The organism is Micromonospora maritima (genome assembly GCF_902825405.1).
Taxonomy (GTDB): Bacteria; Actinomycetota; Actinomycetes; order Mycobacteriales; family Micromonosporaceae; genus Micromonospora; species Micromonospora maritima.
On the sequence record NZ_CADEAU010000012.1, the window covers coordinates 1 to 18,271 of the forward strand.

The window sequence follows — 18,271 nt, forward strand, 5'->3', positions numbered from 1 at the left end:
CGCACGCCGAGCCGGGCGCGCAGCTGCCCCCACAGGTGGGTGACCTCGCCGTCCACCCGGTCGACCATCCGCCGCGCCTCGGCGACCTCCGCCTGGGCCTGCCGGACCTGCTCGGCCGCGTCGGCCACCGCCCGGTCGGCGGCGGCCACCTGCTCGGCGTACCAGGTGTGCGCCTCGGCCCGCTGGGCGGACACCCGGGCGGTCAGCTCGGCGAGCCGGCGGATCTGCGCGCTGTACGTCTCACTGGAGACCGGTTCGTTCATCGGGTGGGACCATAAGGGATGATCACCTGTCCGGTGCGGTGCACCGCGCGGTCGAAGTAGAGACCGCGCCACGGCCGGGGATACCAGTCCGGGCCGCCGCTGCCCGGGTAGAGCGAGGCGCTCAGCTCACCGCCCTGCACGTCCAGCGCCACCCAGGCGCCGATCTGGTCCGTGCGCGCGCCGGCGCCGCCCAGGTCGGCCCGCATCCGCGCCACGCCCCGCCACCAGGCCAGCACGTGGGTGCGCCGCTCCGGGCCGTCGTGCAGGATCCGGCGCAGCTGCTCCAGGCCGGTCCGGGTGCCGGCCTTGCCGGCCAGCGCGCCGGCCGCCGCGTCCACCGCGAACAGCAGCAGGAAGTGCGGGGTACGCGCGGCGCCCGGCGCGCCCAGCCCGTCGCCGACCTCGGCCATCAGCTCGGTGACGGTCTCCTCGTCGTACCAGGACGCGTCACCGGCCAGGTCCTCGTACAGGGCGCGGGCGGCCGGGTCGGCGTCCGGGTCGAGGCAGGCGATGGAGAACCGGGCGGTGCCGGGGCGGTACTGGCGGGCCAGCGAGCGGGCGGCGGCGTCGAGCACCGCGCACGCCTCGTCGACCCGGGTGCCCAGCACGGCCAGGTTCCGCCCGGGCGCCCGGGGCAGCCGCAGCGCCGCCGACCGGGACTGCACGTCGATGATCTCGCCGAGCAGCGCCACCGGGCTGCGCGGCACCCCCTGCTCGGGCGCGGTCAGCGCACGGAAGTCCGGCGCCTCGGTCAGCCGCGGGATCGCGTCGCCGTCGAAGAGGCGGGCCGGCGAGGCGTCCTGCGGGCGCATCCGCCACAGTCGGTGCTGCAACTCGCTCCAGGTCTCCCAGTCGCTGGCCGACGGGATCCGGGCCACCTCGTTCCCCTCGGCCAGGCCCGACTCGGCGTTGACCACGGCGTGGTGCCGGGGCAGCGACTGCGCCGCGTCGTTGCGCTCGGCCAGGATGCGCAGCGCCTTGGGCAGCGCGATCCGCAGCGTGAACTGGGCGACCAGGGCGGGCCGGCCCCACAGCGCCTCGATGCCGCGCACGTCCTGCGAGGCGAGCACCAGGTGGATGCCCTGGGAGCGGCCGCGCCGGGCCAGGTCCTCCAGCAGGTCGGCGGCCTCCCGGGCGACCACGTCCCGGCCGGCGAGCAGCGCCTGGAACTCGTCGACCACGGCGACGATCCGGGGCCAGTGGCCGGTCGGGTCGACCGCGCGCAGCTCGGCCAGCTTGGTGACCTCGTGCTTCTTGGCCGCGTCGGCCCGCCGGCGCAGCTCCTCGGCGAGGAAGCGCAGCAGGGCCAGGCCGAACTCCCGGTCGGTGTTGACGTTGATCCCGACCAGCCGCATGTGCGGCAGCCAGCTCGGGTCCCGCCGGCCCTGGGCGAACCGGGCGAAGGACACCCCCTCCTTGAAGTCGAGCAGATAGAACTCCAGCTCGGCGGGGGAGTAGCGGGCCGCGAGCGCGCCGATCCAGGCGAAGATCAGGTTGGTCTTGCCGGTGCCGGACGGACCGCCGATCAACGCGTGCGGCGGGTAGTCGCCGAGGGTGAGCAGGACCGGCCGCCCGTGCGGCCCCTCACCGATCGGCGCGCTGAGCCCGTGCGCCGAGTCCTCCCGCCAGTAGTCCTCCGGCGGGGGCAACAGGTCGGTGAAGGGCGTCGGCGGTGGCCCGGCGGCGACCCGGGAGGCGACCGCCCGGCAGGTCTCGGTGACCAGCGCCGGCGGGGGCGGGTCGTCGAGCACCACCGGCAGCCCGGCGATCCGGGCGTCGTCCGGGTCGACCACGACCCGGGTGACGGTCCGGTCGTCGGGCAGGTCGATGCCCCGGACCACCAGGTGCACGCCGCACGCGGCCCCGGTACGCACCACCCGGTCGAGCTGGCCGCGTTCGTGGCGGGACAGCTCGTCGCCGCCGAGCAGCACCGCCACCCGCCACGGCTCCGGGCGGCGGCCGGTGGCGGCGGCCAGCTCGACCGAGGCGTCGTAGGCGTCGCCCGGCCCCGGCTCGGTGAACGTCAACGCCCGGTCCGCCGGCCCGGTGCCGGCACGGAACCCGGTGAACGGGTAGAACGCGGCGGACACCACGGGCGCGGCGGAGGCGGGCAGCCGCCACGACACCGGCAGCCGGTGCACCGGCAGCTCCGGGTTGTGCCGCAGCAGCGTGGCCACCGCCGACTGCATCGGATCCCAGGTCAGACCGGTCCAGCGGGCGGTCTCGACGGTGGAGAACGGGTCGAGCTGCCCCGGGTCGCCGACGAACAGCGCCCGCTCGAACCGCCCGGCCACGCGCAGCAGCGCGTCGGCCCGCATCTGGTACGCCTCGTCCACGATCGCCCACGGCCAGGTGCCCTCGGTGACCGTGGCCCACTTGGCCGCCGTACCGATGGTCACCGCCGGCCCGCCCAGGTCGGCGACCTTCGCCGCGACCCGGACCGCCGGGTGGCCGGTGACCCGCTCCGAGGGCCGGTAGTCGGCCGCGGAGAGCCGGCCGACGCGCAGCTCGGGCGCCTTCCGGCCGAGCCGGTCGATGAGGTCGTCGACCTGCTCGTTGGTCTGCGCCACGATCATCAGCGGGTCACCGGTGGCGGCGGTCTCGATCGCCGCGCGCACCACGAGCGTGGACTTGCCGGCACCGGGCGGCGAGTCCACCACCACGCCGCGGTGCGCTCCCTCGCGCACATCGCGCAGCACACTCTCGACCACGTGCAAGGAAGGGCCCCTTCTTAACGCATCCGGTAGAGGCGGGGCCCCTTCTTAACACGCGCGGGGTAAGACTGCGGGCATGAGTGAAGCACCGGTGCTCTACCTCATCGTCTGCGCCGCTCCCCCGGCCCAGCGGATCGGCGAACTCGCCGAACTGCTCGCCGCCGACGGCTGGCGGGTCTGCCTGATCGCCACCCCGATCGCCGCGACCTGGCTCGACCGCGACGCGCTCGCCGACCGCACGGGCCATCCGGTACGCGCCGAGTGGCGCCGCCCCGGCGACCCCGAGCCGCACCCGCCGGCCGACGCCGTCGCCGTCGTGCCGGCCACCTTCAACACGCTGAACAAGTGGGCGGTCGGGGCGAGCGACACGCTGGCCCTGGGCATCCTCAACGAGATGCTCGGCGCGGGACTGCCGATCCACGTGTTTCCCCGGGTCAACGCCGCGCTGTCGGCGCATCCCGCCTACGGGCCGAACCTGCGGCGGCTCCGCGAGGCGGGGGTGGTGGTGCACGACGGGGACGTGCTGCGGTCACCGGACGAGATGACGCCGAGCCGGTGGGCGGTGGTGGTCGACGCGCTACGCGCGGCGCGACCCGACGCCTAACGGGAGCGGGGCACCTGGCGGTTGAAGCGGGGACGCAGCGCCAGGACCAGCGCTTCCTTCGTACCCTCCGGGTCGTCGGTCTCCTGCCAGCGGACCTCGCGCCGCCCCAGCCACCCGGCGATGTCGTCGCGGGCGGCGGCCCGGCCCGGCGTGTCGAGGAGCTGGCCGACCTGGTCGTGCAGCACCGACGAGTCGCGGTTGCCGGTGAGGTGCTGGCGCAGCCGGGCGCGCAGGTTGCCGGTGTAGCCGACGTAGACGACCACGCCACCGTCGAGCACCAGGTGCACGCCGGGCGCGGCCGGCGCGCCGGCGACGACCTCCATCGTGTACGGCCGGGCCGGCGCGAACCCGGCCAGCAGGTCTTCGGTGTCCAGCACCCGGGCGACGCTACCGGTATTCGCGCAGCTCCACCGCCCCGCACGACCCGGCGTGACCGTCCGGTAGCGGGCACCGCCCCCCGCCGGGCAGCCGCACGTCGCACCAGACCCGGTGACGCAGGTGCTGGGCGTCCTCCTCGCTGAGCGTGGTCTCGCCGAAGTCGACCGCGTCCAGGTGCCCGAGCGACCGGGCGAGCGCGGCGGCCAGCTCGGCGGCGGCGGCCCGGCTGGTCAGCGTGGTGGGCAGGTGGACGATCCAGCGCGGCTCAGTCATCGTGGCCGCGCCGATGGCATCCGTTGTGGCGGGACTGCCACTGGCGCAACGCCTGCCGGATCCGCTCCGACTCGGTGCGCGCGGTGGTCAGCTCCCGGTCGAGCCGGTCCAGCTCGTCGGCCACCCGCCACAGGTAGTCGTGCACCTGCGCCCGGTCGAACCCCCGCCAGCGCGTGTCGAAGACGGCCGCGCGCACCTGCCAGGCCCGCACCCGCTCCCCAATCACCCAGATCACCGGGCCACCCCCACGGCCTCGTCGGGCACGCCGGCCGCGGCGAGCGTCGCCCTCCCCCACCGGGCCAGCCGGCAGGGGTACGGGACGCGTTCGCTACGGCACAGCGGCCCCTGCGGCCAGCGCTCCGGAACGTGTACGCGCACGGCGAGCGCGGCGACGAGCAGATCGTCGTCGGTGACCGGGGTGGGGACGGGAAAGTCGACGGACATCGGTGGGCGCCTCCGGGGTCGGGTGTGTCTCGTGGGGTGGCGCCGGGGCGGGCGGGGTCGGCGGGCAGCCGCGATCGGGGGACGCGACGCCGCCGGAGCCCAGCACCCGCCCCGGGCCGTACGCCGACTGTCGACCTTGGGCGTCGTTCGTCGTATGCCCTGGTGATCGTCGTCGACATGCACGCTTCGCATGGAGATCGACATCTTCGATATGCGCGGCATGCATACCGTCACGCTCCGGAGCCGATTGAATGGTTAGGCTCGATGTCGGACACAGCCACCCGCGCGGAGCGAGGTTGCCGGTGACACCCACGAACTGCCCCCGCTGCGGCGGACGCCTGGCCCGCGACAACGACAGCGGCCGGTGCGCGCCCTGCCAAGCGGCCGAGCGTGACCGGCTGAGTGCACCGCCGGTGGTGCCGGAGTCGTTCTGGGAGCACGAGCCGGTGCGGCGGGCGCTCGCCGAGCGGCATCTCGGGCGGGTGGTCCGGGCGTACCGCTACCACCCGTACCACGGGCGGAACCCGCTCCCGCAAAGCGTGGTGGCGGGGTGGCTGGGCATCACGCAGGCCCAGCTGAGCCGGATCGAGAACGGGCCGGCGCTGGTGTACCTCGACCGACTGGCCCACTGGGCGACGCAGCTCACGATCCCCCCGGCGCGCCTCTGGTTCGCCCTACCGGGTGAGCCGGCGCCTACAGTGTGGTCAGACGCACGCATTGAAGAAGGTGGTAGTACGAATCGCCGGCAATTCCACGCTCTGGCCGCTCTGGCAGGCATCCAGGCCGGCGGCGGGCTAGACCTGCTGACGGCAGGTGCCGAGCCGCCACCGAACCTCGGCATGGAACAGGTGCGGTACGCCGCCTCACTGGTCGACCAGTTCCGCTCGGCGGATGCGGCTGTAGGCGCGGACGCACTCTGTGACATCGCCATGCAGGTGCATAAGCGCCTGTCCGCCTGGGCTGAACAGACCGCGTACAACCGGTCAGTGGGCGAAGCGCTTCAAAGCGCACTTTCACACCTGGCGATTCAGGCAGCCTGGCTCGCTATCGACGCGGACCGCCGCCCCGAGGCAAGGCCCTACCTGAACGAGGCCATCGCTCGAGCGCGCATCGCCGACGACGCTCGCGTCGAGGTACGTGCTCTCGCCTGCATGTCGCTGCTACTCCGCGAGGAGCGGCCAGCAGAAGCGATGCACTGCGCCGAAGCAGCGTTGCGTGCCGCTGCCGGCTGGACTACACCGCGCTTGACTACGCTGCTCCACCTTCGCTCAGCTCATGCCCACGCCATCCTTCGGGACACGTTCGGCTTCGAGCGGGAGATGACCAAGGCCCGCAGTGCATTCGAAGTAGGCAGCCACGAAGATGACCTGCCCTTCATCTCGTTCGTGACCGAGCAGGAGGTCACGGCCATCAACGGGCTCTCGTACCTTGCGCTCGACCGGCCGGACCGAGCCGCAGCCTGCTTCCGGGCGATCACGGCCAGCCCTCCTGATGGACATCGACGTAACCGGGTCTACTCCACGGTCCAACTCGCCAGGGCTTCGATCCGCCAAGGGGATGTGCCGGGCGCAGCCCAGGCCGCGTTGGCTGTCCTACCTGAGCTTCGCCAGGTGCGCTCCGGACGGACCCTGCGCGTGCTCGCCGAGGTGCGGTCCGGACTCGATGCTCACCGCGCGGTGTCCGAGGCCCGACAGTTCTTCGACGTGTACGACGGGTCGCTGGCCTGATGGTGCAAAACGTGCGCTTGCGCCACTACTCCGCCGCTGAGGCCGAGAAGGTGCTGACACAGCTCGTAGACGTGTATCTCGACGCGCACGCCGACGACGGGTCGCTCTACACCGCCGAACGGTACGAGGGGCAGCTCGCGGCGCACATGCCCCGCCCGGGCTGGGCGTCGGTGACGGCTTGGGCCGGTGACGAGTTGATCGGCTACATCTACGGGTTTCCGCTCGGAGCGGATACCCGGTGGTGGGACGGCATTCAGGGGTCGATACCGTCCGGCTTCACGGATGAGAACGGCCGACGGACCTTTGGCGTCAGCGAGTTGGTGGTGCGGTGCTCTTGGCAACGCCGAGGTATCGCTCGGGCACTGCACGACGAGTTGATGGGCAGTCGGGCTGAGGAACGGGCGGCGTTGCTCGTGCGGCCGGACAACGCCGCTGCCCAGCATGCGTATGACGCTTGGGGGTGGCAGCCGGTCGGGCGGCTCCGGCCGTCCTGGGATGGTGCGCCCCTGTTCGAGGTGCGAACGAAGCCGATCATGCCGAATTGATGGAGAACAATCGCGCTTAGGCCCTAGCCGACCTGGCAACCACCCGCACCACCCTGCGTGCCCTCGCCGCCGCCGAGTTCACTGCCGACGACCCCACCATCGCCAGCGCCCTCTACCAGCAAGTCCTCGCCGTCCTTCGTGCCGCGCCGGCCGGCATGCGCGCCAAAGACATCTGCCTCGCACTCGACGTCGAACCCTCACCGAAACACGTCGAAGGCACCCGCGAAGCTCAAATGCATGGTCAACCGCCACGTCCTCACCGAAAACGAGTCAGGAGAATTCATCCTCAACTCGAAACGGATCTAACACACCGAACCGCCCTCTCAGGCGGAGGGTCTGTGGACCGAGCACCTCGGCTGGTCGCCGCAGCGGCACTCCCCGTCGCTTCAGAGGTGGGTGCCGGGGTGTTCCAGACGGCGCCGGCGGCACGGGTCGGGCGCAGCCCGCAAGGCCGGTGGCGAGCAGCAGCAGCGCCAGTGCGCCGTGGCGGACGAGCGGACCGCGACGCCTGGTCGGTGCGCTCACCGCTGCAGCACTGCGGTTGCGTAGCCGTCCGGGTAGAACTGCCAGTAGTCGCGGTACCGGACCGTGAAGGTGGTGGTGCCGCGTGGCAGCGAGTAGGTGAGGGTGTACCTGCCGCTGGCGTCCATCTTGCCGCGCCAGAACTCCCGCTCGGCCCCGCCGTCGGTCGAGGCGGTGATCCACCAGTAGTTGTCGTCGCCGATCGGCGAGCTCCAGGTCACGGTGAGCTGTGCCGTGCCCTTCTCCTTGCCGGTCCCGACCTGGGCGGTGACGGCCAGGTCGGTGACCGGCGGCCTCGGCGGGTGCACCGGACCGAAGGAGTGCAGCAGCTGCGTTTCCTGGTAGGGGTCGGTCGAGCTGACCGCCCAGGCCCGGGTGCCGTCCCGGTTGACCAGGAGTGTGCCCTCCCAGAGGCTGTCGCCGTTGCGGAAGTCGACGGCGTACGTCGGGACCGTGCTGCCCTTGGCGTAGAGGTAGACGTCGGCGTCACCGGTGGCGGTCAAGGCGCGGCCGATGGCGACGGTGGAGCCGTCCCCGGACCAGGCGGCGTCCTGCGGGTAGACCCCGCTGGGATAGACGGTGGCGTCGGTGAGATCCGGCAGCCGGTACGAGTGGTGCTCGTACGGGTGGCCCACCGTCTCCATCACCTCGGTGCCGTCGGGGCTCACGGCGTAGTCGATGAGGTTGCTGCCGGTGTTGTCCCGCCGGGCGACGATCGTCGGGCTGTCATCGGAGACGTCGATGACGTACGTGGTGACGGGCGAATACCCGGTGTCGCCGGCGACGAGGAGGCCGGGCGCGCCGGGGCTGGCGTCGATGATCGGGTGGTAGTTGGGGCCTGCGGTGTAGACCACCGGCGGGGTGCCGGGCGCGGACCAGATCAGCAGGCCGCCGGAGCCGATGCCGGCGTCGATGAACCCGCCGACGACCTTCTCACCGGTCGGTTCGACGGTGTACAGGTGGACGCCGGGGGGTGCGGGGTAGCTGGCGATGATGGTGAGGGTGGCGGCGTCCAACGCAATGATCCGGTTGAAGCCCTGGGCCGCGTACAGGGTGCGCCCGTCGTCGCTGAGGACGAGGTCGGAGATGTCGGCGACGGCCGTGACCCGGTTCAGCAGCCGGCCGTTGAGGTCGGTCACCACCAGCGGCAACCCGCCGCCGACCCCCTGGGCGATGTAGAGGCGGCCGCGCGCCTCGTCGAGCTCGATCGCCCGCAGGTCGTTTACCGGTAGCTGGGTGCCGACGCTCTTGAGCGGGGCCGCCGTCTCGGCGGCGGCTGGCGTTGCTGTCAGTAGCTCCCCGGCGCTGAGTCCGATCGCCGCGAACATCCCGGACGCCAGCAGTTGACGACGCCGCATGACACCTCCCCGTGTCGGCCAGCCGCCGTGCCTACGGCCAACCGAGACCCTAGTACCGGGGTTGCTGCTGGCGCTGTACCTCACCGCCCGGCTCGCTCCTGAGCTACATCCCGGTCGTGGGTGGTGGACGGTAAGGCGCACGGTGCCAACTGGACCAGAAGCGGCCATCGTCGCCGACCGGCGGGCGGCGGGCGGCGGCGGCGGCGGACCGCCCGTTCGCTACCTGGCCGCTCCGCCCAGTCGAGAAGGCACTGGTGGCACCCGGTTACCTGCTTGCGATCAAGCTGGGCGGCATCGATGATGGATGGCTTTGCAGGTCTCGATCAAGGGAGCGGGTGTTGCACCCAGACTCAGCACTCATGAGCTTCGTTGCACGCGCGATGCGCGGTGGTGACGCGACCGAGCGGTTGCCGACGACTTCGAGTCGGCTCTTGTGGCAGGCTTCTGGGAGGCGTCGGCCCTTCGCCCCGATGTCGTTGAAAAGTTCGAAACTGGGGCGCGGGACAGGGAAGCGTCACGACGGCACGCTGCAAGAGGCACTAGGAGGAAGGCTTCACGCGAATCAGCAAGGCCCTCGAGGTGTACGAAGAACTTCTCGCTATGAGTGAAGAACTCAATCGCAGGATCCCGGATGTTGCCATGTCGCGTGATGACTTCTGGGGCTGGGAGGAAGATAACGACCGGATCTTTTTTCCCGAGCACGTACTTAAGACTTTGCTGATCATCTCGATGCACGCCCGCAGCATCATCATCGCGGACGAAATTGGGGAACTGACGCGGATTGGTCTGCACGGGGCCGCAGGTGCGCGGGTGAGAACTCTCTATGAGGTAGCGGCCCCACTGCCGTCCTCGCTTTGGACAACGACTTATGCCTGTGCGAGCGGTGCCACGCTTCGGGCGTCCTTGAGCGTCTCCGCGAGGTCCGCGCCACGCAACGCGGATCAGCATTCTTCGGTTGGCGGCCGGCCTCGGCTGAGGAGATTCAAGAGTTGGAGGATCTGGTCAGCTCATTGGTGCGGCGATATGGATCGGAAATCCGCCAATCGCATGGTTGGGCGAAGCCCCTGTTTCCGCATCCACCGACCCGCCGAGTAACCTTCGCCGACCTGGACCGGCTCGTCTTTGGTCCCGAAATGAGGGTGATCTACGAGCACATGAACGCCTACATTCATGCTGGCTCACTCGACGCGACCCTTGCGGTGGACTTCAGCAATCCCGACCTGGTCTCCACTCGCAGGCAATTCGACTACCAGAGTGCGGCTTTTGCGCTCCGAGCGGCCACTCTGCTGCTTGACACACTAAGCTTCGTCGCTTGCCGCACCCTTTTTCGCGGAAACTGGGACGAGATGCTCGTAATGGGTCCGATTAGAAGCCGGGTTCAGGCCATCGACGAGCTGCTTCCCGCTGACCGTTGAGGCTCTGTCAATGCGAGACCGACGAAAGTGCACGCTCGCGGTTGAGGCCGTAAGGCCCCGGCCTCGGGTCGCCTCAACTGGGATGCGGCGCTACGTTCCTACGAGACGCGTCACCGGGGCTATGGCACCTGGCGGTTGATGCGGGGCTGGAGGGCAGGGACCAGGGCTTCCGTCGTACCCTCCGGTTTTCCAGCGCCATTGCCCTGCTTCGCGACCGCGGCATCGTCGTCGGCGCACCCGGGCGCGGCGTCTTCGTCGCCGATCGAGCTGGCGGATAGCCCGAAGGGCTGCGCGAGAGCGCCTCCGAGCTCATGGCTGCTCCGGTCAGCTACCTTGAACGGCTGCCGCTCGAGCCACGTTCGCGCGAGAGCAAACCTCACGCCGCTACCCTGTGAACGGCCCGGCAGCGCCGCCGGTTGAACCGGCACGCCGACGCAAGAGGGCGTCCGGACAAGGCCGTCGCCAGGTAGGACGATCAGACAGCGGTGGCTTTCGCGGTGGTGACTCAGGTGCTAGTAAGAGTCCGTGACCACCCCACCTCCAGGACCTCAAGCGGCGAAGCTACGGAACCCCATGATTGTCGCTGTTCCCGTCTCGAGCGATCACGCCGATGCATCCAACGACCAGCCGGTGACCTACGGTGCCCCCTCGGGTCGAGGTGCCTGATGTCCGAGAACGATCCCCGCATCAGCAGCGCGTGGGAGACCTATCGCAACTTTCTGGACCATGCGCCGCCGCACCAAGTCACGCAGCAGCTTCGTAGCCTCTCGGTCCCCGAGAACCTCATCGCCGAGCTCATCAAGCGACACGAGGTGGAGACGACCAAAATCCTCGAGCTCAAGGAGCCCTTGGGGCTGGGCCGGGAGAACGCCACGCCGTGGTACGCAGGCCCCCGCAAGGGTGACCGCAACTGGCCCGCGTTCAAAGCACACCTGCAGCGAAACCTGGACGAGGACGCCGTTGACACCATCAACGAAGCCTCGGACAAGGTTGTCGCCATGTTGGATCACCCGGCGAAACCTGCCTTCGACTCACGTGGGCTCGTGGTCGGCCACGTCCAGTCCGGCAAGACCAGCAACTTCACGGCTGTCATCTGCAAAGCCGCAGATCGCGGTTACCGAATTTTCATCGTACTGTCCGGCGTCCACAACGCCCTCCGACGCCAGACGCAGACCAGGCTCATCCGCGATGTGGTCAGACTGAATCCCACGCTCTGGCATCAGATCACGACCCCCGAGCACGACTTCACTCCGCCGCCGAACCCCGCGGCCCTTCTTGCCGCGAAAGATCAACACCTGCTGCTCGTAGTGAAAAAGAACGCCGTTGTGCTGCGCAAGCTGCGGAAGTGGCTCGCCGGCGCTCGGGCACATCTGCAGAACTGCCCCGCGCTGCTGATCGACGACGAAGCCGACCAGGCGACAATTGCAACCAAGAGCATCAATCCACTGATCGCGGGCGTCCTTCGGCAACTGCCCCGTGTGTGCTACGTGGGTTACACGGCCACCCCGTTCGCGAACTTGCTGGCCGACCCGGTCGGCAAGGAGGACTTCTACCCACGCGACTTCATCCTGAGTCTGCCCAGAAGTGAGGACTACCAGGGCCCGGAGACGTTGTTCGGACGCTCGCCGCTCGACGGCGAGGACCCTGCGAACGTGCCCGGCGGGCTCGACATGATCCGAGAAATCCCCGACGACGAGGTCGCTGCGATGCGACCCGCAAAGAAGTCGGACATCGCGACCTTCGAGCCGGAGGTGACGCCGTCGTTCCGGAAGGCGGTCCTTTGGTTTTGGTTGTCGACAGCTGCACGCCGGGTGCGCTCCGGCAAGGCGGAACATTCGTCGATGCTGGTCCATGCCCACTCCGACACGAGGGTGCACGACTCGTACAAGCTACCGCTGGAACAGCTCAAGCTCGAGACGGGCAAGCAGCTCGCAGCCGAGGATCACGGGTTAATCGTGGAATTGCGCAGACTGTGGGAGGCCGAGACTGGCCGTGTGCCTGCCGACGAACTCGGCGAGCACAGCGTGACCTACGAAGACGTGGCCGATTTCCTCCCGCAGGTCATCACCGACACCAAGATCATCATGGACCACTACCGGAGCACCAACCGGCTCGACTACGAATCGGGTGCGGCGACGGTCATCGCAGTGGGCGGCAACACACTCTCGCGCGGCCTGACCCTGGAGGGCCTCGTCGTCAGCGTGTTCGTCAGATCCTCCGACGTCTACGACACGCTGCTGCAGATGGGTCGGTGGTTCGGCTACCGCCCGGGTTATAAGGACTTGCCGCGCATCTACATGCCCGCGGAGATGCGCCGGTGGTTCACCCACCTGGCCACGGTTGAGGCAGAGATGCGGAGCGAGATCGATCGCCTTCTGGTCGAGCATAAGACACCACTCGAGATGGCGGTTCGCATCCGTTGCCATCCAAAGATGCGCGTGACGGCTCCGAGCAAACAGAAGGCAGCCGTCCGTGCCGCCGCCGCTTACGGGGGCGCACTGGTGGAGAGTCGGTATTTCCCCGCGGGCAAGGGCGAGGAGGCCGAGAAGTGGCACACCAACAACGCCAACGCGGTCATGCGGCTTCTGCAAGCCAGTAGCACGGACGGCTGGCAGGACGGATCGCCGGCGCCCGGCAGACGGCTGTGGCGCGACGTACCTGGTGATCACATTCTTCGGTTCGTTCGGACATACCGCTTCCATGAGAAGTCCACCGACGCAGCGGCTGGCTTGATTGCCGCATACATCGAGAAGCGGATGGATACGGGTGGTCTGACGGCTTGGAACGTTGGTGTCCTCGGCGTCGACCCTGCACCCAATGCATCGAAAAAAGGCTCGGGCCCCAAGAAGGTGGAACTCCCTGGAGGTGACGTCGTCGGAACCGTGGTGCGTACGCGGTTGACCGCCAATCGGTACGACGACGTTGCCGACATCAAGACTCTGACCGGCTCTCGCGACGAGGGTCTCGATCTCAAGCTCGACAAAGTGCCTGCCGTCAATCGGACCATCCTGCAGAACGAGCGCTCCAAGCAACAGCCCGAGAAAGGATTGGTGCTACTCTACCCGATCGATGCGGAGTCCAAGGCGACGAAAAAAGACCGCGCGGACCTGAACATTGTCGGCCCCGCCGTCGTCTGGGGAGGGGCACTGGTGTTTCCCAAACCCATCGGCGGGCAGGACGTCGAGGTCGAGTACGACTACCTGGCTGCCGACCTGTCACGGGTTTTCCCCGCAGCGACCGACGAGGAGCCGGAGGACGTTTCCGTCCTCGACCAGGACCTGGACACCGACGTTTCGGCGGCTGCGCCGTGACAGGTGCACGCAACAGCCAGGAGGCAGCGCTCCGACGGACGCTGGAAGGTCTCTGGAGGGAGCTCGCCGAAAACCAGTCGGCCAGCGACGACAGGACATTGCAGAGTATTGAGCTTGCGCTTCCTACACCCGCCGGACCGTTGCGATTGGCGTCGGACTCGTACGGGCTTCCGCACTTGCTAGTGCCGGTGGCAAAAGACACCAAGGACGTCGAGGACAGGCGAAGTTCGGGAGTACACCTCACGACACGGACTTTGCTAGCCGACGACGAGATGGTCCGGTTCCTCGACCTGGAGTGCAGGCGAACGGCCCTCACTGGCGTATTCACGGGCCTGGTGGCAGACATCTGCACGGTCCTCGCCGGGACGGAGTTCGCGCCGGAACAAGCGGTGCCGGAAGCGCTGGAGGCATGGCGTGAACTCCTCGGCGGCCGGCCGCAGTGGACCCCGCAGCGGCTCGCTGGCCTTTATGGCGAGCTCCTCGTGTTGGAACACCTCCTGGCCGTCGATCCAGGGGCGGCTGACACCTGGACCGGCCCGACCGGAGCCGCTCAGGACTTCCGCACCCACCCCAACGCCATCGAGGTAAAGACGACGACGTCCGTCCAGGGCCGGCTGATCCACGTTCACGGGCTGGAGCAGCTCGTCCGACCGCCAGCGGGATCGTTAAGGATCGCCTGGTTTCGGTTGAAGGCGTCGGCGCCAGGTGTCTCGGATGACGTCCCGTCGATCGTAGAACGTTGCCTCGCAGCAGGTGAACCCCACACGATCCTTTCCCGCCTCGATCGGCTGGGACTTCCAGCTCTGTCGTCGTCCGAGATCCGGGCGGCGAGCTTCTCACTCATTGATCAACGCCTGTTCGAGGTCGACGAGGCCTTCCCGAGCATCACGCCGGCCAGCTTCTCATCCGGAGTGGTTCCGGCAGGCGTCAGCGGCGTCGAGTACTATATTGATCTTGACACGGTCGCATCATTAGACGGGGACCTGCATCAAGCGGTGAGACAATTTCTGGGGGCACGGTGACGAGGCCCGGATGGTACGCCCAACCGTTCCGGGCCGACGGCGGCATAACCGCGGAAGGTCTCCGGAACCAGCTGGGGCGGCCGACCCTGTCGGTGTTGACCGTGCTGGTCCGTGAGTCGGCCCAGAACAGCTGGGACGCAAAGACGTCTGCCGCCGTATCGTTCAAGCTGGATCTGATCACGGTGTCGCCAGCACATCGGCAAGCGTGGGTGGAGCTCCTTGCGCCATCCGCGCCGACCGATCCCGCAGCTGCCCGTACGCTCCCCGCGCTGTTCCGCAGCTCCACGATCCGATATCTCGCGGTCTCAGACCGAGGCACCTCTGGATTGGGCGGACCGACACGATCGGACGTCTACGCGGAGCCCAACCAGCGCGGATGGTTGTCATTCGTGCTAAACAGCGGGGAGCGACAGGACGTCGACGGTGGCGGCGGTACATATGGATACGGCAAGGGCGCCTTCTTCCTCGCGTCCCGGGTCGGGACGGTGCTTATCTACACGCGGTTCCGTGAGGGAGATCAGTTGCGTTCCCGGCTGATCGGCTCAGCGCTGCTGAGCTCGACCACCGTGAACGGGGTGCCGTACACCGGGCGGCACTGGTGGGGCCTGCCCGGCCCGGACCATTGCGATCCCCTGTCGGGTCAGGATGCCGACGTCACGGCGCGTCGTCTGGGACTGCCTGGGTTCGAAAAGAACGAAACCGGCACCACCGTGGTGGTAATCGATCCGGATCTCTCGGACCCTTCACTGCCCGACGACGACGCCGACGAAATGTCCACTGAAGCTGCCGGGCGTTACCTGGCGGATGCTGCAGCGTGGAACCTGTGGCCCGTGACCCTTGCCGACCGCGCAGTTCGTATGCACGTCTCGGTCTCGGCACACGGCGTGCGTGTCCCCGTCCCTTCCGAACACGACGACGCCGTCCTGGCCAACTTCGCCGCGGCATATCGGACGGCAATGGGCGAGCGCGCCACGGCGCTGTTCTGTATGAGGCCGAAACAGGAGCTGGGTCGATTCGGCCATCAGGACACGTTCGGCGCGAAGGTGACGTCACCGGCTGCGGCCGAGCTGGGCCTAGTCGGTTCGCCTCATCACGTGTGCCTCATGCGGTTGCCGGATCTGGTCGTGCAGTACCTACCGGGTCAGACCAAAGCTCATCCCGATGTCGGATATGCCGCGGTCTTCAAGGCGAACGATGAACTGGACTCGACCTTCTCGAAGTCGGAGCCACCAACGCACGATGGTTGGGTCGATGTCCAGTTGACCGGGCGCGACGCGACCTTCATTCGGGTGGCGCGCAAGCGAATGCTGGAGCAGTGTTCGGCCATCGCGGGGCCGAAGACGCAAGGCTCGCAGGCCATTGCGGTACCAGTCGGCAGCATCGCACAGCGGCTGGGTTTTCTCCTCTCCAGTGTGGGCGGCACCGGCGCGGCCGACTCGAACCCGGCTGGCGATGGTGCCATCTACGGCTGGGCAGAATCCCGCTTTGCGGCTCCGACCGGCAGTGGTTCCGGCGCCGTAGCGCCGAGGCATGGACGCCGCACAACGTCCGCGCCTCGGCGCCAGTCCAGGCCAATGCTTGTCGGCTCCCCCTTCTTCGCCTCGCACGCGGGCCTAGCCGTCCTGGTCCAAAAGGTCCGCGTGTCCGGCCCGACTACGCTTAGAGGCTCCGCTTCGGTGTTCACTGGAGAGGGATCACTGGAAACCACCAGACCGGCCGGGGGTGCCGTTCCTGAAGTGTTGGGCTGGCGTCTGGACGGCAATGTGACGCTCGGTGATCTCGTCGAGGTAGACGAGGGCACGAGCGAGTGTGAGCTGTTGGTGTTACCGGTGGTGGATGCGGCCGTGGACGTTGCAGTGGAGACGATCCCGCAATGAGCGGGCGGGCGTACCCGTATCGGACAGGCAACGACCATGTGTCGGGAGATCCGTGGGTCCACACGGACGAGGGGGTTCCCGCGGCTGATCATTCACCGAGCTGGGACTACGGCACGCTGCTGCACTTCGCTCGGCGCGTGACCGTCGACGTACCGGCGCTCCTGACCGACTGTGGGTTCAACGGGACCGTGTCACTCGCCATGAACGTGCGGTACTGGCCCTCGACTTCGCTGCTGCGGCGCTCCGCAGCACAGGTACCGCTCCGATGCGACGGCATGTCCGGGCAGATCGAGACGATCCTCGAGGTCGAGATCCCCGGCACGGATCTCGCTGGCGCCCTCACGCTGGAGACGACAATCGCGCTGGCCGCAGGAGGCGGGGGTTCGGACCCGTTCGTCGCGCACAGACCAGGCAGCGTGCTTTGGCGTGATCACACCTCGATCCGGCTGGAAGGCAATGCAGGTCTTCTGCCGGTGGCGCCGGTCAGCTTCAAGAACCAGGGTCTGCCGGAACAAGCCGCCTGGTACGTGAGCGTCGACTCGGCCGAGTGGGGCAGCGCGGCGATGGGCAACCTGCTCGTCCTGCTCAACGACGACAACGATCAGGTCAGCGAGGCCTTACGAAGACCGAAGGACCCGCGCGCCGCGGTCCTCTGGGACGCCCTCACGGTGGACGTGGTGTACGACCTGGTCGGTCGGGCGTTGGAGGACGACGAATTCCCTTCGGAAGACGAGGTGACGTACCGCGACGGGGAGGTAACGACCGCAGCTTTGGTATACGGCCTGATCAGGGCTTTCCTGAAGATGCCGAACGAGACGCTAACGGATGCCACCGACCGTCTTCGGGAGGAACGCCGGCGCGACCCGTCACGGCTGCGCGCCAACGTGCAGAGCAGCCTGTTGTTCCCGGGAGGCGGAACACCGTGAGCATTCTGTACCCGCGGCTGCTGCCGGGTGAGGCCGAACGGTTGTTCGCGAGTCTGCACGGTCGAAAGCCCGAGGAAATTACCCGTCTCGCGAACGTCGCATCGGAACGGGCTGTCTACGCCGCCACCGGCGGCACGCGCGTCAGTCGGGACGAGTTGCGGCTCCTCGCAACCGAACTGGAAAAGTTCGCCACGGTCAACGGCTTCCCGCACTCGCCCACGACGGCAGGCAGGAACGAATTCGATCGAATGACCGCTCGTCACCTGCACGAGCGGTCCGGCATGGTTCCGGGCGAGGCGTCGCAGCGCCAGGTATGGGCGTTTCTCGCGCTCGTATTGGTGCCCCATGTCTGCGCGTGGCGATTCCCGATGCGAGATGGCGCCTATCTAGCGGATCGATTCAAGGGAACAGACCTCACCAGGCACACCCTAGCGAGGCTGTGGACCCGGGCCCACGTCCTCTACGACCCGTCGCTGCCGGAGCCTTACGAGCTGCTCGCAGGGCTCGGAGAGGCGGATCTGGACCATGTCATGGCGCGCCGGCGCTCGGTGGCGGCGACGCCTGCGTTGGTTCGCGCCATCGTCCGGGCACATGTCGAGGACAGCCGGACGAATGACGGCGTACCCGCCAGAGCGGTGCATCGCGACTCGTTGCGGCGCCTTCTCCGATTGACGGCCTTCCTCGACCTGGACTGGATGCCTGAGGAAGACCTTTTGGAGCTCGTCAGGGAGCAGCGCCGCGAGTCGAGACGCCTGATCGCCGAAACGGGTGTCAGCGTGGCCGACCTAGAGGAGTCCGGGTCCTGAGACCGCGCCGGCTGTTGCTCGACCCGCCCCAGGTAGGTTGGACTCATGGTGGCGCAACCGCCCGTCCCGAGCTCGCCGGACGTGTC

At 68.4% G+C, this 18,271-nt stretch carries 14 protein-coding genes and 3 pseudogenes; 9 read left to right on the plus strand and 8 right to left on the minus strand.

Annotated features, from left to right (window positions below; all coding sequences use genetic code 11):
- From HUW36_RS03225 to HUW36_RS34040, 3 pseudogenes are all read right to left on the minus strand, one after another.
- Nucleotides 1–263: pseudogene (locus HUW36_RS03225) on the minus strand (hypothetical protein); the annotation flags it as partial.
- Nucleotides 260–2,242 (minus strand): annotated as a pseudogene (locus tag HUW36_RS03230) (FtsK/SpoIIIE domain-containing protein); the annotation flags it as partial. The pseudogenes HUW36_RS03230 and HUW36_RS03225, both read right to left, overlap by 4 nt.
- Nucleotides 2,222–2,980: pseudogene (locus tag HUW36_RS34040) on the minus strand (AAA family ATPase); the annotation flags it as partial. The pseudogenes HUW36_RS34040 and HUW36_RS03230, both read right to left, overlap by 21 nt.
- 73 nt (nucleotides 2,981–3,053) lie before the next feature.
- On the opposite strand from HUW36_RS34040, the gene HUW36_RS03235 reads away from it, so the two are divergent.
- Complete coding sequence (locus HUW36_RS03235) at nucleotides 3,054–3,581, plus strand: flavoprotein (RefSeq protein ID WP_174526716.1); 528 nt, start codon at nucleotides 3,054–3,056, stop codon at nucleotides 3,579–3,581.
- Here the strand turns inward: HUW36_RS03235 and HUW36_RS03240 are convergent.
- Genes HUW36_RS03240 through HUW36_RS03255 form a run of 4 tightly spaced genes read right to left on the minus strand, consistent with a single transcriptional unit; the run spans nucleotide 3,578 to nucleotide 4,676 of the window.
- Nucleotides 3,578–3,958, minus strand: coding sequence for a GIY-YIG nuclease family protein (locus HUW36_RS03240; RefSeq protein ID WP_174526717.1), 381 nt, complete (start codon nucleotides 3,956–3,958; stop codon nucleotides 3,578–3,580). The genes HUW36_RS03235 and HUW36_RS03240 overlap by 4 nt on opposite strands.
- 10 nt (nucleotides 3,959–3,968) lie before the next feature.
- Nucleotides 3,969–4,232, minus strand: a complete 264-nt coding sequence (locus tag HUW36_RS03245; protein WP_174526718.1) for a hypothetical protein — start codon at nucleotides 4,230–4,232, stop codon at nucleotides 3,969–3,971.
- Nucleotides 4,225–4,467 (minus strand): DivIVA domain-containing protein, encoded by a 243-nt coding sequence (locus HUW36_RS03250; protein ID WP_174526719.1) that lies wholly within the window; start codon nucleotides 4,465–4,467, stop codon nucleotides 4,225–4,227. The genes HUW36_RS03245 and HUW36_RS03250 overlap by 8 nt, the downstream gene beginning before the upstream one ends.
- Entirely contained in the window at nucleotides 4,464–4,676 is a 213-nt protein-coding gene (locus HUW36_RS03255; RefSeq protein ID WP_174526720.1) for a hypothetical protein, read from the minus strand. The genes HUW36_RS03250 and HUW36_RS03255 overlap by 4 nt, the downstream gene beginning before the upstream one ends.
- A 416-nt stretch (nucleotides 4,677–5,092) precedes the next feature.
- On the opposite strand from HUW36_RS03255, the gene HUW36_RS34300 reads away from it, so the two are divergent.
- On the plus strand, nucleotides 5,093–6,403 hold the full coding sequence (locus HUW36_RS34300; RefSeq protein WP_246247835.1) for a helix-turn-helix domain-containing protein: 1,311 nt from the start codon (nucleotides 5,093–5,095) through the stop codon (nucleotides 6,401–6,403).
- Entirely contained in the window at nucleotides 6,403–6,948 is a 546-nt protein-coding gene (locus tag HUW36_RS03265) for a GNAT family N-acetyltransferase (RefSeq protein ID WP_174526721.1), read from the plus strand. Before HUW36_RS34300 ends, HUW36_RS03265 begins: the two co-directional genes overlap by 1 nt.
- Before the next feature lie 521 nt (nucleotides 6,949–7,469).
- On the opposite strand, the gene HUW36_RS03270 is transcribed toward HUW36_RS03265, so the two are convergent.
- Nucleotides 7,470–8,828 (minus strand): hypothetical protein, encoded by a 1,359-nt coding sequence (locus HUW36_RS03270; RefSeq protein WP_174526722.1) that lies wholly within the window; start codon nucleotides 8,826–8,828, stop codon nucleotides 7,470–7,472.
- Between the two features lie 989 nt (nucleotides 8,829–9,817).
- Between HUW36_RS03270 and HUW36_RS03275 the strand changes: the two genes are divergently transcribed.
- From HUW36_RS03275 to HUW36_RS03300, 6 genes are all read left to right on the plus strand, one after another.
- The gene (locus tag HUW36_RS03275) at nucleotides 9,818–10,243 is read left to right on the plus strand and encodes a hypothetical protein (protein ID WP_174526723.1); all 426 of its coding nucleotides are present in this window, start codon (nucleotides 9,818–9,820) and stop codon (nucleotides 10,241–10,243) included.
- Nucleotides 10,244–10,908: 665 nt separating this feature from the next.
- Complete coding sequence (locus tag HUW36_RS03280; protein ID WP_174526724.1) at nucleotides 10,909–13,554, plus strand: Z1 domain-containing protein; 2,646 nt, start codon at nucleotides 10,909–10,911, stop codon at nucleotides 13,552–13,554.
- Nucleotides 13,551–14,576, plus strand: coding sequence for a PD-(D/E)XK motif protein (locus tag HUW36_RS03285; protein WP_174526725.1), 1,026 nt, complete (start codon nucleotides 13,551–13,553; stop codon nucleotides 14,574–14,576). The genes HUW36_RS03280 and HUW36_RS03285 overlap by 4 nt, the downstream gene beginning before the upstream one ends.
- A gap of 95 nt (nucleotides 14,577–14,671) precedes the next feature.
- A complete protein-coding gene (locus HUW36_RS03290; RefSeq protein ID WP_174526726.1) occupies nucleotides 14,672–16,453 on the plus strand; it encodes a hypothetical protein in 1,782 nt (593 codons plus the stop codon).
- A 137-nt stretch (nucleotides 16,454–16,590) separates the two neighbouring features.
- Entirely contained in the window at nucleotides 16,591–17,379 is a 789-nt protein-coding gene (locus tag HUW36_RS03295; protein WP_174526727.1) for a hypothetical protein, read from the plus strand.
- Nucleotides 17,376–18,185 (plus strand): DUF6339 family protein, encoded by an 810-nt coding sequence (locus HUW36_RS03300; protein WP_174526728.1) that lies wholly within the window; start codon nucleotides 17,376–17,378, stop codon nucleotides 18,183–18,185. The genes HUW36_RS03295 and HUW36_RS03300 overlap by 4 nt, the downstream gene beginning before the upstream one ends.
- The last annotated feature ends 86 nt before the right edge of the window (nucleotides 18,186–18,271 follow it).